The 15620-nt window shown below is 75.3% G+C and carries 13 protein-coding genes; 8 read left to right on the top strand and 5 right to left on the bottom strand.

All coding sequences use genetic code 11. The annotated features are described in order from the left end of the window. Nucleotides 1-48 precede the first annotated feature (48 nt). Complete coding sequence (locus IEY75_RS07920) at nt 49-417, top strand: thioesterase family protein (protein ID WP_229789456.1); 369 nt, start codon at nt 49-51, stop codon at nt 415-417. Between the two features lie 37 nt (nt 418-454). Here the strand turns inward: IEY75_RS07920 and IEY75_RS07915 are convergent, their stop codons facing one another. Both IEY75_RS07915 and asnB read right to left on the bottom strand, forming a co-directional pair. Then, the gene (locus IEY75_RS07915) at nt 455-2218 is read right to left on the bottom strand and encodes a M4 family metallopeptidase (RefSeq protein ID WP_189113568.1); all 1764 of its coding nucleotides are present in this window, start codon (nt 2216-2218) and stop codon (nt 455-457) included. A 138-nt stretch (nt 2219-2356) separates the two neighbouring features. Then, complete coding sequence (asnB, locus tag IEY75_RS07910) at nt 2357-4318, bottom strand: asparagine synthase (glutamine-hydrolyzing) (RefSeq protein WP_189113567.1); 1962 nt, start codon at nt 4316-4318, stop codon at nt 2357-2359. 191 nt (nt 4319-4509) lie between these two features. Here asnB and IEY75_RS07905 point away from each other — a divergent pair, with 191 nt between their 5' ends. The 3 genes from IEY75_RS07905 (at nt 4510) to IEY75_RS07895 (ending at nt 10266) form a co-directional block, all read left to right on the top strand. Continuing rightward, entirely contained in the window at nt 4510-6015 is a 1506-nt protein-coding gene (locus IEY75_RS07905; protein ID WP_189113566.1) for an aminopeptidase P family protein, read from the top strand. 149 nt (nt 6016-6164) lie between these two features. Then, entirely contained in the window at nt 6165-7244 is a 1080-nt protein-coding gene (locus IEY75_RS07900) for a coiled-coil domain-containing protein (protein ID WP_308425689.1), read from the top strand. A gap of 223 nt (nt 7245-7467) precedes the next feature. Next, a complete protein-coding gene (locus IEY75_RS07895; RefSeq protein ID WP_189113565.1) occupies nt 7468-10266 on the top strand; it encodes an aconitate hydratase in 2799 nt (932 codons plus the stop codon). Nucleotides 10267-10351: 85 nt separating this feature from the next. On the opposite strand, the gene IEY75_RS07890 is transcribed toward IEY75_RS07895, so the two are convergent. From IEY75_RS07890 to IEY75_RS07880, 3 genes are all read right to left on the bottom strand, one after another. Next, on the bottom strand, nt 10352-10909 hold the full coding sequence (locus IEY75_RS07890) for a hypothetical protein (protein WP_189113564.1): 558 nt from the start codon (nt 10907-10909) through the stop codon (nt 10352-10354). Beyond that, nucleotides 10906-11361, bottom strand: coding sequence for a C40 family peptidase (locus IEY75_RS07885; protein ID WP_189113563.1), 456 nt, complete (start codon nt 11359-11361; stop codon nt 10906-10908). The genes IEY75_RS07890 and IEY75_RS07885 overlap by 4 nt, the downstream gene beginning before the upstream one ends. Before the next feature lie 318 nt (nt 11362-11679). Next, entirely contained in the window at nt 11680-12384 is a 705-nt protein-coding gene (locus IEY75_RS07880; protein WP_189113562.1) for an HAD family hydrolase, read from the bottom strand. A gap of 164 nt (nt 12385-12548) precedes the next feature. On the opposite strand from IEY75_RS07880, the gene IEY75_RS07875 reads away from it, so the two are divergent. The 4 genes from IEY75_RS07875 to IEY75_RS07860 are packed head-to-tail and all read left to right on the top strand — an operon-like array spanning nt 12549 to nt 15484. Next, nucleotides 12549-13133, top strand: a complete 585-nt coding sequence (locus tag IEY75_RS07875) for a TetR/AcrR family transcriptional regulator (protein WP_189113561.1) — start codon at nt 12549-12551, stop codon at nt 13131-13133. 55 nt (nt 13134-13188) lie between these two features. Beyond that, nucleotides 13189-14163 carry a TIGR04222 domain-containing membrane protein gene (locus IEY75_RS07870; RefSeq protein WP_189113560.1) on the top strand — a complete coding sequence of 325 codons (975 nt, stop codon included), beginning with the start codon at nt 13189-13191 and terminating at the stop codon, nt 14161-14163. Beyond that, nucleotides 14160-14981 carry an MbnB/TglH/ChrH family RiPP precursor modification enzyme gene (locus IEY75_RS07865; RefSeq protein WP_189113559.1) on the top strand — a complete coding sequence of 274 codons (822 nt, stop codon included), beginning with the start codon at nt 14160-14162 and terminating at the stop codon, nt 14979-14981. The genes IEY75_RS07870 and IEY75_RS07865 overlap by 4 nt, the downstream gene beginning before the upstream one ends. Next, the gene (locus tag IEY75_RS07860) at nt 14978-15484 is read left to right on the top strand and encodes an SCO6045 C-terminal-like domain-containing protein (protein WP_189113558.1); all 507 of its coding nucleotides are present in this window, start codon (nt 14978-14980) and stop codon (nt 15482-15484) included. The genes IEY75_RS07865 and IEY75_RS07860 overlap by 4 nt, the downstream gene beginning before the upstream one ends. The last annotated feature ends 136 nt before the right edge of the window (nt 15485-15620 follow it).

Raw genomic sequence — 15620 nt, 5'->3', positions numbered from 1 at the left:
GGGCGGGTCTACCCCGGCGGCGGCGCGGCGCGGTACTTCGAGGTCGGGCTGCGCGCCCGGGTGGGCCTCACGGTCAGCGACCGGGACACCGCGCAGGCCGTCGGCTCGGGTGACGTGCCGGTGCTCGGTACCCCGCAGTTGCTCGCCCTCGCCGAGACCGCCTCGGTGGCGGCCACCGCCCGCCGGCTCCCCTCGGGCATGACGACCGTCGGGGCCGTGGTGAGCGTCGAGCACCTGGCGCCCACGCCCGTGGGCCGCACCGTGTCGGCGCTCGCCAGCCTGACCGGGGTGCGCGGCCGCCGGCTGTACTTCGACGTGTCGGTGACCGACGGCGCCACGGTGGTGGCCCGCGGCCGGATCGAGCGCGTCCTGGTCGACCGTCGGTCGTTCGTGGCCGGCGCCTTCGCCGACCGCTGACGCGGCCCCGCGGCGGGGCCGCGTCAGCGGGGTCGCGCTACGGCTGCGCCGGCTCCGCGCCGCCGGTGGCGTCCGGGGTCGGCGAACCGGTCGGCTCACCGCCGGGCGCCGGGGTGTCCGACGGCGTGGCGGTGGCGGTCGGCGCCGCCGTGGCCGTCGGCGCCGGGGTGGGCGCCGCGGTCGTGGGCGCGGCCGTCGTCGGCGCCGCGGTCGTGGGTGCCGGCGTCGGCGGCTGCCCGCCGCCGCAGGCGGCCTCGCCGCCGGCCGCCGGGACACTGACCGCGGTCCACGCCTTCTTCACCGTCTCGCACTCCGCCCCGCCCGGGAACAGCTCGGAAGCCGCGGCCACCGAGGCCGCCCGCGCCTTGGCGTGGGTCCAGCCCGAGGTCTTGCGGTTCAGCGCGCCCATGAAGATCTTGCCGGCCTTCTGGATGCCGATGCCGGTGACCGTGCTGTTGTCGCACGTCGGGGACTTGGGCATCCCGCTGGTCGGGCTGCTGCCCTCGGCGAGCAGGTAGAACCAGTGGTTCTGCGGGCCGGCCGCGGCGTGCACCTCGGTACTGGGGATCTTGCTGGAGAAGCAGTTCGGGTCGCCCACCTTGGACGGGTCGTTCATCACCCGGATGGGCCCCCGGCCGGACAGGTCGGCCAGCTCGCCGACCTCGTAGTCGGGCTTGTCCTTGGGGTCCTGGGCGAAGAACTCGGTGAGCGCGCCGAAGATGTCGCCGGTGGACTCGTTGAGCCCGCCGGCCTCGTTGCCGCCGCCGGAGCCGCCCGGGGTGTTCTGGAAGATGCCGTGGCCGAACTCGTGGCCCACCACGTCGATCACCGTGAGCTGGCGCTTGTTGTCCGAGGAGTGGCCGAAGTTGGTGAACTGGCCGTTCCAGAACGCGTTGACCTCGCTCAGGCCGACCCGGATCGGGAACGCCCGGCCCTTGCCGTCGATCCCGTCGCGGCCGAGCCACTCCTTGAGCATGTCCCACTCCTTGCCCGCGGCGTGCATCGCGTCCACGCACGCGGTCTGGAGGTCGGTGCCGCTGCCGTTGCCGATCGAGGGGCCGGTGACCTTCATCGGCTGACCGTCCTGGCCGCCGCACTGGAGACCCTTGCGGCCGGTGTCGGTCAGCGTCCCGGACACGGGCAGCTCGACGTCGCCGTAGTAGAAGCCCTTGCCGGTGATCTCGCGGACCTCGTCGTAGGTCATGCCCTTGACGACCGCGCCGGTGCGCGCGTCGACGAAGACGTGGGTGCGGCTGGGTGCCAGGCCGTGCGCGCCGCGGGCCGTACCGGTGACGACCACCTCGTACGCCAGCCGGCCGGACCCCGCCGCCACGACGGTCAGCGTCGGCGTGCCGACCTCCTCCACCGTCACCAGCTTCCGGCGGGCCACGGCCGCGGCGCGCTCGGGGCTGACGGTCGGGGTGACGTCGACGGCCAGCGGGCGGGACTGGGCCACGCTGGTGCTGCGCACGGCGCCGGTGCTGTCGGTGACGACGACGAAGTCGCCGCCCCAGACGGGGATGCCGCGGTGCGTGCGGCCGTACGCCACGTACTGGAGGTCGTCCTGAACCACCACGCTGGGTTCGCCGAGCTGGTCGTCCGCGGTCAGGTGGAAGCGGGCCGGGTCCTCGACGGTGAGCGAACCGGCGGCGAACCGGGCCGTCGCCACCCGGGCGCTGGCCTGGTTCGCCGCCTTCTCGGCGACGGAGTCGCTCGCGGCGATGCTGACCGGGACCGCCACGGCGGTCGCCAGGAGGACGACCGCGACGGCACCCACGGCAAGGCTGACGTTCTTCTGCACTCAGGCTCCTTGGCTGCGTGAAGGGACGACGGCACAGTCGTCCGCACCTTGGAGACCACGTGCGGCGGGCGGGGCGCGTTCACCCGGAACGGGTCGGCCATCAGGCCACCCTCGGCTGCCCGGTCGGGCCGGCGGCCCTCAGGCGACCATCGAGCCGACCACCGGTTTGGTGATCAGCGCGCTCGCGTTGCGGGAGATGCCCGGGTCCAGGGTCCGGGCGACGAAGATCGCGTGCCAGACGCAGAACACCAGGACGGTCCAGACCTTGCGGGAGTGGTCGGCCTCGCCGCGGCGGTGCGCCTCCAGCAGGCGCAGGGCGTAGCCCAGGTCGATCAGCTCACCGGCGCCGGAGCCGGCGATCAGCTCGCGCGCCCAGTCGTACATCTCGCCGGCCAGCCAGACCCGCGTCGGCGTCGGGAAGCCCAGCTTGGGCCGGTTGACGATCGCCGGGGGGACGACCTCGCGCAGCGCCTGGCGCAGCGCGTACTTGGTGGTGTCCGAGCGCGGCGGCAGGCGCAGCTCGACCGGGATCCGCGCCGCGACCTCGAAGACCTCCCGGTCCAGGAACGGCACCCGGACCTCCAGCGAGTGGGCCATCGAGATGCGGTCGGCCTTGACCAGGATGTCGCCGCGCAGCCAGGTGAACAGGTCGATGTACTGCATCCGGGTGACCGGGTCCAGGTCCGCGCACTCGGCGAAGACCGGCGCGGTGACGTCGGTGTACCGGACCGACTCGTCGTAGCGGCGCAGCAGCGCGCGCTTGTCCGCCTCGGTGAAGATCCGGGCGTTGCCGAAGTACCGCTCCTCCAGCGGGGTGGTCCCGCGCTCCAGGAAGCTCTTGCCCCGGACACCCTCGGGGATGACCCGGGAGACCGCGCGCAGGCCGCGCTGGAGCCCGTCGGGCAGGCCGTTGACGGCGGACAGCGACAGCGGCTCGCGGTAGATCGTGTAGCCGCCGAAGAACTCGTCGGCGCCCTCCCCGGACAGCACCACGGTCACGTGCTCGGCGGCCTTCTTCGCCACGAAGTACAGCGGCACCAGCGACGGGTCGGCCACCGGGTCGTCCAGGTGCCAAATGATCTTCGGCAGGGCGGCCATCATGTCCTGCGGGCCGATCTTGGTGGGGATCGTCGTCACGCCGAGGTGCCGGGCCGAGTCCTGGGCCACCTCGATCTCCGAGTAGCCCGTCGTGTCGTAGCCGACCGTGAAGGTGAGGATCTCCGGGTTGAACTGGCGCGCGAGCGCCACGATCGCGGTGGAGTCGATGCCGCTGGACAGGAAGCAGCCCACCGGCACGTCGGCGCGCATGTGCATCCGCACGCTCTCGCGCAGCGTCTCGCGGATCTCGACGAACAGCTTCTCCGGGTCGGCCACCGGCGCCGGGCGGAACACCGGCCGGTACCAGCGGCGGATCGCCATCCCCGCGCCCGGCGTCCAGGTGAAGCACTCCCCCGACCCGATCCGGGAGATCCCGCGGTGCAGGGTCGTCGGCTCCGGCACGTACTGCATCGTCAGGAAGTGCGACAGGTTGGCCGTGTCGACCCCGGCGTCGCCCGCGGCCGCGGAGCCGGCGAACGGCAGCAGCGCCTTCTTCTCCGAGGCCAGGTACACCCCCCCGTCGGCGGTCTCCAGCCAGTGCAGCGGCTTGATGCCGAAGTTGTCCCGGGCGCCGAACGCCGTGCGGGCCTGCCGGTCCCAGATCACGAAGGCGAACATGCCGCGCAGCCGGTGCAGCACGTCGGGGCCCCAGTGGTGGTACCCGGCGACGATCGCCTCGCCGTCGCCGTCGGTGGCGAACGTCGCCCCGCACGTCGCCGCCAGCTCCTCGCGCAGCTCCTTGTAGTTGTAGATCTCGCCGTTGAACGTCAGCAGGTAGCGGCCGTCGGCGTAGGGCAGCGGCTCGTGGCTGCGCGGCACGTCGATGATCGCCAGGCGCTTGTGCGCGAACACCCCGTCGGCCGCCCCGTCGGCGCCGCGGACCACCTCGACTCCGGTGTCGTCGGGGCCGCGGTGGTGCATGCATTCGGTGGCCTCGGCCAGGGCACCGGCCCGCTGGTCGGCCGTGCCGTCGACGCTGAAGTAGGCAAGGAGTCCGCACATGGCCACAAATTCTTCCACGCCGCCGCCGGCCGGCCCACGCCGCGGCGGGGCGGGCGGCCCGGCGGCGCGGCGGGGCGGCGGCGTGGCGGGGCGGCCCGCGGCGCGGTGGGGCCGATCCGCGCGACGCCGCCGCTGGGTGGGGGCGGGCGGACGCGGTACCGTCATCGCGACACCGAGACCTGGGAGGCGGCATGGCGGAGCAGCGCGACGGGGCGGAGCAGGGCGGCGGGGGCCAGCGCGGCGGGGAGCAGCGCGGGGCACCGGACGGCACCGAGTCGCACGACCCGGCCTTCCCCCAGGCCTACCTGGACTTCATGCGCACCGGCTGGGCGGACGCCGAGACCGCCCGCACCCCGGTGACCCAGGCGCCGCACTACGCCAAGCGGCGGGCCGCGCTCAGCGCCGCCTTCCCCGGCGAGACGCTGGTCATCCCGACCGGCGGCGAGCGGGTCCGGGCCAACGACACCGACTTCCCCTTCCGCCCCGGCAGCGACTTCGCCTACCTCACCGGCGACCACACCCCCGACGCCGTGCTGATCCTGCGGCCCAGCGGCTCCGGGCACGACGCCACGCTGTACGCCCTGCCGCCGACGCCGCGCGACTCCGACGCCTTCTTCCGCCACCGCGCGGGCGAGCTGTGGGTCGGCCCCCGAGCGAGCCTGCGCGAGAAGGCCGACGAGCTGGGCGTCGACACCGCCGCGCTGGCCGACCTGCCGGCGGCGCTGGGCGACTGCGCGCCGGGCCGGACCCGGGTGCTGCGCGACCTCGACGCCGCCGTCGACCGCCAGGTGCGCCCCGCCGCCGCCGAGCGCGACCGCGAGCTGGCCCGGGTGCTGGCCGAGCTGCGGCTGGTCAAGGACGAGTGGGAGATCGGCCAGCTCCAGGCCGCGGTCGACGCGACCGTGCGCGGGTTCGAGGACGTGGCCCGGGTCCTGCCGGCCGACCGGCCCGTGTCCGAGCGGCTGCTGGAGGGCGTGTTCGGGCTGCGCGCCCGGCACGACGGCAACGGCGTCGGGTACAGCTCGATCGTCGGCGCCGGCGCCCACGCCACGATCCTGCACTGGATCCGCAACGACGGCCGCACGGCGCCGGGCGGGCTGCTGCTGATGGACATGGGCGTGGAGGGCGAGTACCTCTACACCGCCGACGTCACCCGGGTCCTGCCGGTGTCCGGCACGTTCAGCCCGCTCCAGCGGCAGGTGTACGAGATCGTGCAGCGCTCGCAGGAGGCCGGGATCGCCGCGATCCGGCCCGGGGTCGCCTTCGACCACGTCCACCAGAGCTGCATGCGGGTGCTGGCCGAGGGCCTGCGGGACCTGGGCGTCCTGCCGGTGAGCGTGGACGAGGCGATGGACCCGACCTCGCAGGTCTACCGCCGGTGGAGCCTGCACGGCTTCGGCCACATGCTCGGCATCGACGTGCACGACTGCGCCCAGGCCCGCAAGGAGCGCTACCGGGAGGGCGAGCTGGCGGAGGGCTACGTGCTCACGGTCGAGCCGGGCCTGTACTTCCAGCCGGAGGACGAGCTGGTGCCGGCCGAGCTGCGCGGCATCGGCGTCCGGATCGAGGACGACGTCCTGGTGACCACCGACGGCGCCCGGATCCTGTCGGCCGGCCTGCCCCGGACCGCCGACGACGTGGAGAGCTGGCTGGCCGCGCAGCGCGAGGCCGGACCCCGGCTGCCCGACCTGGGGTGAGCCCGCCCGGCCCGGCGCGCCCGCGTGGGCCGGTCACCGGCCCACGCGGGGACGGCAGTCGATACCGCGTTCGGGTAGGCTTCCCCGGTCCACCCGCCGTGCGGCGGCGCTTCCCGGCGCCCGCGGCGGTCCGGCGGAAGGATCTGCTCGTGTCAGCTTCGCCTTCGAGACCGGCGCCGCGCGCCGCGTCCGCCCCCGCCCACCGGGCCGGGCCGGCCGCCCGGGCGGCCGGCGCCCCCCGGCGCTGGGCCGCGCTCGCCGCGGCCCTCCTGCTGGCCGCGACCGCCGTGGGCTCCCCCGCCGCGGCCGCCGCGCCGGACCCGGAGGGTGGCACGGCGAAGCTGCGCAAGGTGCTCGACGAGGCCAACCGGGGCTTCGTGTCCGCGAAGACGCAGCTCACCAACTCGCAGCGGCGGGAGAAGCAGCTCCAGCAGGAGCTGCGCGACCTGGCCGGCCGCCAGGAGCGCCTCGCGGGGACGGTCAAGCAGGTCGCCGCCCGGTCGTACCGCTCGGGGCCGCTGACCGGCGTGTCGATGATGCTGGAGAGCGACAGCCCGGACGCGTTCTGGGTCCGCGCCACCGCGATGGACCGGATCTTCCAGCTCGACGCCGCCCGCCTCGCCGGCCTGGTCGACGCACGGCGGGAGATCGTCCGCGCGCAGGCCCAGCTCGACGGCGAGATCACGGTGCAGACCAAGCAGGTCGCGCAGATGAAGGCCCGGACCACCGAGGCTGAGCAGGCGCTGATCGCCGCGGGCGGCGGCGGCGCGGCGGGGGGCTTCCTGCCGGGCAACTCTCCGCTGGCGAAGCCGGCCCGGCGCAACCCCGACGGCTCCTGGCCGAACGAGTCGTGCAACGTCGACGACCCGACCACCGGGGGCTGCATCACGCCGCGCACGCTGCACGCCATGCAGCAGGCCAAGTCGGCCGGCTTCACCCGGTTCGTCTCGTGCCACCGCGGCGGGGGCGGCGGCGAGCACCCGAAGGGCCGCGCCTGCGACTTCGCCGCGGCCAAGGGCGGCTTCGCCAACGTCGACGCCTCGGGCGGGGACAGGGCGTACGGCGACCGCCTGGCCGGCTACTACGTCAAGAACGCCGGCCGCCTCGGCGTGCTGTACGTCATCTGGTACCGCCAGATCTGGATGCCCAGCACGGGCTGGCGCGCGTACAGCGGCGGCGGCGGGCCCTCGGGCACCCACACCAACCACGTCCACCTGTCCATGCAGTGAGCCGGGCCGCGGTCCCGCGGCGCGGTCGACCGGGCGGTCCCCTCGGGGGTCCGCCCGGTTTCCGTCGGGGCGTGGCTTGCCAACTTAACAAGACGGACGTACGGTTTGTAGTGTCCGGCAGCGCGCTGCGGGTAAGGCTGGCCTAATCGAAACGGGTCGCCACCACCTGCGCAAGACTGCACACAGGGCCCGGTCCGGGTCACCCAGACGTAGGGAGAGGGACGTGGCGAGCCTCGACACCTTCGGTGCCAAGAGTCAGCTCAGCGTCGGCGACGCCGGCTACGAGATCTTCAGGATCGACCGCGTGCCGGGGCACGAACGGCTGCCGTACAGCCTGAAGATCCTGCTGGAGAACCTGCTCCGCACCGAGGACGGCGCGAACATCACCGCCGACCACATCCGCGCCCTCGGCGCCTGGGACCCGGCGGCCGAGCCGAGCGTGGAGATCCAGTTCACGCCGGCCCGGGTGCTGATGCAGGACTTCACCGGCGTGCCCTGCGTCGTGGACCTGGCCACCATGCGCGAGGCCGTGCGCGACCTCGGCGGCGACGAGAGCAAGGTCAACCCGCTGGCGCCCGCCGAGCTGGTCATCGACCACTCGGTCATCGCCGACGTCTTCGGCCGCAGCGACGCGCTGGCCCGCAACGTCGACCTGGAGTACCAGCGCAACCGCGAGCGCTACCAGTTCCTGCGCTGGGGCCAGACCGCGTTCGACGAGTTCAAGGTCGTCCCGCCGGGCACCGGCATCGTGCACCAGGTCAACATCGAGTACCTGGCCCGCACCGTCATGGAGCGCAACGGCCAGGCGTACCCCGACACGGTCGTCGGCACCGACTCGCACACCACGATGGTCAACGGCCTCGGCGTGCTCGGCTGGGGTGTGGGCGGCATCGAGGCCGAGGCGGCGATGCTGGGCCAGCCGGTCTCCATGCTGATCCCGCGCGTGGTCGGCTTCAAGCTGCACGGGGAGCTGCCCGCGGGCGCCACCGCCACGGACCTGGTCCTGATGATCACCGAGATGCTGCGGCAGCACGGCGTCGTGGGCAAGATCGTCGAGTTCTACGGGCCGGGCGTCGGCGCGGTGCCGCTGGCCAACCGGGCGACGATCGGCAACATGTCGCCGGAGTACGGCTCGACCGCGGCGATGTTCCCGATCGACGCCGAGACCACCCGGTACCTGCGCCTGACCGGCCGCCCCGAGGCGCAGATCGCGCTCGTCGAGGCGTACGCCCGCACGCAGGGCCTGTGGCACGACCCGGACGCCGACCCGCAGTTCTCCGAGCGGCTGGAGCTGGACCTGTCGACGGTGGAGCCGTCGCTGGCCGGCCCGAAGCGCCCGCAGGACCGGGTGCCGCTGCGGCGGGCCAAGGACTGCTTCCGCACCGCGCTCGCCGACTACGTGGGCGTCGGCGCCAGCGACGGCGTCGAGGGGCACGCCGACGAGGCCAGCGCCGAGTCGTTCCCGGCCAGCGACCCGCCGGCCACCGGCGAGAGCGGCGGCGGCGACCCCGCGGACAAGCCGCACGCCCTCGTCTCGGCCGCCGCGGGCTCCGACGGCCGGCCCAGCCGCCCGGTCCGGGTGGACCTGGAGGGCACGGAGTTCGAACTGGACCACGGCGCCGTCGTCATCGCGGCGATCACCTCGTGTACGAACACCTCCAACCCGCAGGTGATGCTCGGCGCGGCGCTGCTGGCCCGCAACGCCGTGGAGCGGGGGCTGCACCGCAAGCCGTGGGTCAAGACGACGCTGGCCCCCGGGTCGAAGGTGGTGACCGGCTACTACCAGCGGTCCGGCCTGATGCCGTACCTGGAGAAGCTGGGCTTCCACACCGTCGGCTACGGCTGCACCACGTGCATCGGCAACTCCGGCCCGCTCCAGGACGAGATCTCCGCCGCGATCAACGAGCACGACCTCACGGCGGTCTCCGTCCTGTCCGGCAACCGCAACTTCGAGGGCCGGATCAACCCGGACGTGAAGATGAACTACCTGGCCTCGCCGCCGCTGGTGGTGGCGTACGCGATCGCCGGCACGATGGACATCGACCTGGACAGCGAGCCGCTGGGCGTGGGCAGCGACGGGCAGCCGGTGTATCTGCGCGACATCTGGCCCTCGGCCAAGGAGATCGACGAGGTCATCGGCTCCTCGATCGCCCGGGAGATGTTCAGCGCCGACTACGCCGACGTCTTCGCGGGCGACGCGCAGTGGCGCAACCTCCCGACGCCGACCGGGAACACGTTCGCCTGGTCCGCGGAGTCGACGTACGTGCGCAAGCCCCCGTACTTCGAGGGCATGGCCCGCACGCCCGCCCCGGTCGCGGACGTCACCGGCGCCCGGGTGCTGGCCAAGCTCGGCGACTCGGTGACCACCGACCACATCTCCCCCGCCGGGGCGATCAAGGCGGACTCGCCGGCCGGCCGGTACCTGGCCGCGCACGGGGTGGAGCGCCGGGATTTCAACTCGTACGGGTCCCGCCGCGGCAACCACGAGATCATGATCCGCGGCACGTTCGCCAACATCCGGCTGCGCAACCAGCTCGTGCCGGGCGTCGAGGGCGGCTTCACGGTCGACCACCGGACCGGCGAGCAGACCACGATCTACGACGCGTCGATGGCGTACCAGGCCGACGGGGTCCCGCTGGTGATCCTCGCCGGCAAGGAGTACGGCTCGGGCTCGTCGCGGGACTGGGCCGCCAAGGGCACCAAGCTGCTCGGGGTGCGGGTCGTCGTCGCCGAGTCCTACGAGCGGATCCACCGGTCCAACCTGATCGGGATGGGCGTGCTGCCGCTGCAGTACCCCGCCGGCGAGACCGCGGAGTCACTGGGCCTGACCGGCGCGGAGACCTTCTCGGTCACGGGCGTCACGGCCCTCAACGACGGCGACACCCCGCGCACGGTCCGGGTGACCACGGACACGGACGTCTCCTTCGACGCCGTGGTCCGCATCGACACCCCCGGCGAGGCCGACTACTACCGGCACGGCGGCATCCTCCAGTACGTCCTGCGCAAGATGCTCGACGCCTGAGTACCGCTGACCCAGCCGGCTCCGCCCGTGGGTTCCCGTCCTTCCCATGCATGGGGACGCGGACCGCGGGCGGAGCCGGCTGGGGTCATCGGGTGCACCGGGTCAGGCGGGTGCACCGGGGTTCGTGGGTGCGGGTCCGGTGCGGGACGACGTCGGCGCAGACGCGGGCGGTGCCCGCGTTCAGGGGGCGCCAGGTGGCGTCCGCGGCGTGGAACACGGCGAAGGTGTCGCGCGTGACATCGGCGAACGCGTACGCGTCGGCGCAGGTGACCGCGGTCAGCCGGGCGGGCCGGCCGACGGCCGCGTACAGGGGCGCGTCGGTGCGCAGCGCGGCGAGCAGCACCGCCGCCGCCGGACAGGCCCCCGCACGTCCCCCGGACCCGGCCGCTGCCGGTCCGGCGCGGCCGTCGGACGGCCCGAGCACGCCGACCCCCGACCCGTCCCCGGCACCGCCGGGGGGCGGGTCCGCATCGACGGCGGTCGCGGCGGTGCTCCGGGGCGCGGGCACGCCGCCGCCTGCCGGGGTGGTGGCGCTCGTCGGGGTGTAGGCGCTCGCCGGGGTGTAGGCGTCCGGCGGGGTGTCGGCGCCGCAGCCGCCCGCGAACACCAGGGTCACCGCCGCCGCGGCGACGCCGCGGATCACCGGGTGCCGCCGGCCGTCAGCGTCCGGGGGCGCTTGAACAGCGGGCTCCCCCACAGCGGGGCCACCCGCACGCCGCGGTAGTCGCCGGTGTGTACGACGCGGCCGCCGCCGAGGTAGATCGCGACGTGGTACACGTAGCCGCCGGCGGACCAGAACACCAGGTCGTCGCGGCGGAGCTGGGCCCGGGTGACCCGGCGCAGCTTCGCGCTGCGGTACATCGCCTCGGCGGTCCGCGGCAGGCTCAGCCCGTACCGCCGGTAGCTGAACAGGACCAGCCCCGAGCAGTCGAACGCCGCCGGTCCGGCGGCCCCCCACACGTACGGCCGACTCTGGTACCGGAGGGCGAGCAGGGCCGCGCCGTGGCGGGTCGCGGCGGTCGCCGCGACGGGTGCGAGCGTCACGCCGGCTCCGAGTAGGACGGCCGCCGCCGTCGTCCACACCAGTCGTCTCATGTCGTGCTCCTCACCGTCGGAACGGGACGGCGCGGGCGGTACTCCACAGCGGAGGCACGCGTCCGGGCGCCGCGACGGCCGCACACCGCGGTCGATGCGGGGCCTGTCGGGAGAGGAAGCTAGGCGATCAATTGATCGCTTGAGAAGGTGGAAGTGAGCTACCCGTGTCCGGGACGGGAACATCCGCATCGGACATCAGCCCCGCACGCAGGGGCGATGCGGGGTTACGGGTGATCTTTCTCGCACCGGCCGCACCGGCCGCGCGGCGGCCGGCTTCTCCGCCCGGCGGCGCGGCCGCGCCGCCGGGCGAGGCTGGTGTCAGCGCCAGGAGGCCGGCGACGGGGCCGCGGCGGCGAACTCGGACCGGCGGGTCGGGTCCTGCGCGCCGAGGATGCTGCCGATGGCGGCCACGACGCCGTCGGCCGTCCGGGTCGGGGCGTACAGCGGCTCGGGCCACTCCCGCCCGCGGGACACCCAGATGCTGCGGACGCCGAGCGACACCGCGGCGCTGATGTCGCACTCGGGGCTGTCGCCGATGATCCAGGCGTCGTCGAGGCTCATGCCCAGCCGCCGGGCGGCGGTGGTGAAGATCCGCGGGTTGGGCTTGCTGACGCCGACGTCCCCGGCGATGACCCAGTCGGTCAGCAGGGCGTCCAGCCCGGTCCAGCGGATCCGGTCCTCGACCTCGCGGACGGTGCCGTCGGTGACCACCACCGGCGTGTGGCCCGCGTCGCGGGCGATCCGCAGGGCGGTGGCCACGAGCGGCTCCAGCCGCAGCTCCCGCAGCACCCCCTCGTGCACCTCCTCGGCCAGCGCGTACGGGGACGTGTCGAGCTGGTACCGGTCGCTCAGCGCGTAGGCGACGTCCCAGCGCGGCGTCAGCCCGTCGGCGTCGATGTTGAGCAGCCAGTCGAGGTCGGCGACGGGCGCCCCGATGTCGTCCAGGAACCAGCCGCCCCAGGCGCGCAGGGCTGCCGTCCGGTCGAGGACGGTGTTGTCCAGGGAGAAGAGGAGGAGGGCCACACCAGGCACGGTAGGGCGGCGGCGGGGCCCGCGGGAAGCGTCGGCGGCCGGCTCTGGCCGCCCGCGGCCGCGCTCCGCCCGCCCGGCCGGCGGCCTCCTGCCGGGCGGCGGTCGCGGGACCCGCCGATTGCACGCAGGTACGGACAACTGAGACCATCACCGGTGTGCCGAAGATAAGCCCGGACCAGCTCGACGCCCGCCGCCGCGACATCCTGCGCGCGGCGCGCGTCTGTTTCGCCCGGTACGGGTACGAGGGCGCCACGGTGCGGCGGCTGGAGGAGGCCACCGGCCTGTCCCGCGGAGCGATCTTCCACCACTTCCGGGACAAGGACTCGCTGTTCCTGGCCGTCGCCGAGGACGACGCCGCCGCGATGGTGACGACGGTCGCGGCCAACGGCCTGGTCCAGGTGATGCGGGACCTGCTCGACCGGGCGGGCGAGCCCGGTTCGGAGACCGCCGGCTGGCTCGGCACCCAGTTGGAGGTGTCCCGCCGGCTGCGCACCGACCCCGACTTCGCCGCCCGCTGGGCGCAGCGCGCGGGGGCCGTCGGCGCGGCGACCCGGGAGCGGCTCACCCGGCAGCGGGAGGCCGGCGTACTCCGGGAGGACGTCCCGCTGGCCGTCCTCACCCAGTTCCTGGAGCTGGCCTACGACGGGCTGGTCCGGCAGTTGGCCGTGGGGCGGCCCGCCGGGGACCTCGGGCGGGTACTGGACCTGATCGAGGAGGCCGTCCGCCGTCCCACCGAGTGACCCCGGTTGCCCGTTTCGGTCACACTGAGCCGAGGGCACGACAGAGGGGGTTGACATGTCGGATTCACCGGTCAGCAGCGGGGCGGCCGCCGTGGACCTGCTCGGCGGTGCGGGGACGCTGTCGCTGCTGGTCGTCGTGGGGGCGCTCGCGGTGGTCACGCTCGTCCACCGGCACCGGACCCTGCACCGCGTGGACACCCCGGCGGCGCTGCCGGGCGCCCCGACGCTCGCGCTGCTCAGCGGCGGGCCGCAGCGGGTGGTCGCCGCGGGCCTGGCCCGGCTGCGGGTGGACGGCCTCGTGGGAGCGGCCGGACCCGACGGCCGGGTGCCGGTCGGGGCACCGGCGGCGGCCGGCCTGTCCGCGGTCGAGCGCGCCGTGCACGCGGCGCTCGCTGACGGTACGCCGATGTCCGCCCTCGGCGCGCAGCCCGCGGTCGTCGACGCCCTGACCCGGCTGCGCGCCGAGGTCGTCCGGCAGGGCCTGCTGCTCGACGGCGCCACCCGGACCCGGCTGCGGATCGGCCCGCTGCTGCTCCTGCTGGCGGGGGTCGCCGGCCTGGTGGGCAGCGTCGAGTCCGCGATCCTGGGGGTGTTCACCGTCGGTCCCGTGCTCATCGGCGCGGCCGCCGGCCTGCTGGGGCTGGTGCTGCTGGTGACGACGCCGCGGGTCACCCCGGCCGGGCTGGACCTGCTGAAGCGGGCGCGGCGCGACAGCGACCACCTGCGGCCCGCGCACCGGCCGGCGTTCGCCACCTACGGCGGGGTCGCCGCCGGTACCGCGGTGGGCCTGTTCGGCCTGGGCAGTATGCGCGAGATCGACCCGACGTTCGCCGCGAGCGCGACGCGGCGCTCCGGCGACACGACGTACTACGGCGCGGGCGGCGTCACCGGCTGCGGCACCGGCAGCGACATCGGCGGGGACTCCGGCGGCGGTGGGGACTCCGGCGGCGGCTGCGGGGGTGGCGGCGACTCCGGGGGCGGGAGCGGCTGCGGCGGCGGGGGCGGCTGCGGCGGTGGAGGCGGGTCGTGACGGCGGTGCCGGGGTACGGCGTCGGCATCGGCTGGCGGCCGGAGATCGCGGGGTTCGTGGCCGCGCTGCCGGGCCTGCGCATGGTCGAGGTCGTGGCCGAGTCCGTCGACCCCGGCGCCGTCCCGGACGCGCTGAGCGCGCTGCGGGAGCGCGGCGTCGCCGTCGTGCCGCACGGCGTGGCGCTGTCGCTGGGCGGCGCCGCGCCGGTGGACCCGCGCCGGGTGGACCGGCTGGCGGCGGTCGCCGCGGCGCTGGGGGCGCCGTACGTCAGCGAGCACATCGCCTTCGTCCGCGCGGGCGGGGTCGAGGCCGGGCACCTGCTGCCGCTGCCGCGCACCCGCGAGGCGGTGGCCGCCATGGCCGCGAACACCGCGCGGCTCCAGGCCGAGCTGGACGTACCGCTGGCGCTGGAGCCCGTCGCCGCCTTCCTGGACTGGCCCGAGGACGAACTGGACGAGGCGGCGTTCCTCACCGAGGTCCTCGACGCGACGGGCGCGCTGCTGCTGCTGGACGTCGCCAACGTCTACGCCAACTGCCGCAACCGCGGCACCGACCCGCTGGCGCTGCTCGCGGCGCTGCCGCCGGAGCGGGTCGCGTACGTGCACGTCGCGGGCGGGTCCAGCCACGGCGGCATCTACCACGACACGCACACCGACGCCGTCCCCGCCGACGTCCTGGACCTGCTGCGCGCCCTGACCGCGCGGCGGCAACCGCCGACGGTCCTCCTCGAACGCGACGGCCGGTACCCGCCCGCGGCGCTCCTGCGGGCGGAGCTGGACGCGATCGCCGCCGCCAGCGGACACCCGGCCGTCACGTGAGCGGTACCGCGCCGGGGCTCGGCGCCCGGCAGGCCGCCCTGGTCGCCGGGCTCACCGGTACCGGGCCGGCGCCGGCCGGCTTCGACGCCGCCCGGTTCGCCGCGGCGCGGGCGGCGCTGCTGGCCAAGCGCGCCGACGTCGTCGCCGGGGTGTGGCCGGAGCTGGCCCGCGACTGCGGCCCGCGGTGGCGGGAGCTGTTCGCCGCCTGGGCCCCGGGGCGGCCACCGGGCGGCGGGTACGCCGACGGGTGGGCGTTCGCCCGGCAGCGGCTCGCCGCCGGGGCACTCGGTCCGGCCGCCGCGGTCGAGCTGGCCGCGGCCGGCGCCCGGCTCGGGCGGCCCGGCCGCCGGCCGCCCGCACCCCCCGACCGCGCCGGGCACCCCCTCGCGGGGACGTGGCGCCGGGTCGGGCGCCGACTGCGGGGAGCGTGCGGGTACGGGCGCGCCGGCCGGGCGGTCGCCCTGCGCCTGGGCCGCCGCCTGTGGGTCGTCCGGCGCCCGTAGCCCGGCGCGGCTGTCGCCCGCCACGCCGTCGGCCTGCCCTGGTCGCCACCCCGACCCGGCCCCCACCCCGGCCCTGCGCCCGCTGCGGCCTCCCAGGGTCGGACCGGAAGCCGCGGGGGGCGCCGGGCATGATGGC

Source organism: Pilimelia terevasa (assembly GCF_014647915.1).
In the GTDB taxonomy this organism is placed as follows: Bacteria; Actinomycetota; Actinomycetes; order Mycobacteriales; family Micromonosporaceae; genus Pilimelia; species Pilimelia terevasa.
The sequence above is the reverse complement of the archived record's forward strand: the minus strand, read 5'-3'. Positions and strand labels throughout refer to the sequence as shown.

Excerpts from the sequence above, each read along its gene's own strand:
- asnB (WP_189113567.1), bottom strand. The coding sequence starts at position 4,318 with ATGTGCGGACTCCTTGCCTACTTCAGCGTCGACGGCACGGCCGACCAG.
- IEY75_RS07905 (WP_189113566.1), top strand. The coding sequence starts at position 4,510 with ATGGCGGAGCAGCGCGACGGGGCGGAGCAGGGCGGCGGGGGCCAGCGC.
- IEY75_RS07885 (WP_189113563.1), bottom strand. The coding sequence starts at position 11,361 with ATGAGACGACTGGTGTGGACGACGGCGGCGGCCGTCCTACTCGGAGCC.
- IEY75_RS07870 (WP_189113560.1), top strand. The coding sequence starts at position 13,189 with ATGTCGGATTCACCGGTCAGCAGCGGGGCGGCCGCCGTGGACCTGCTC.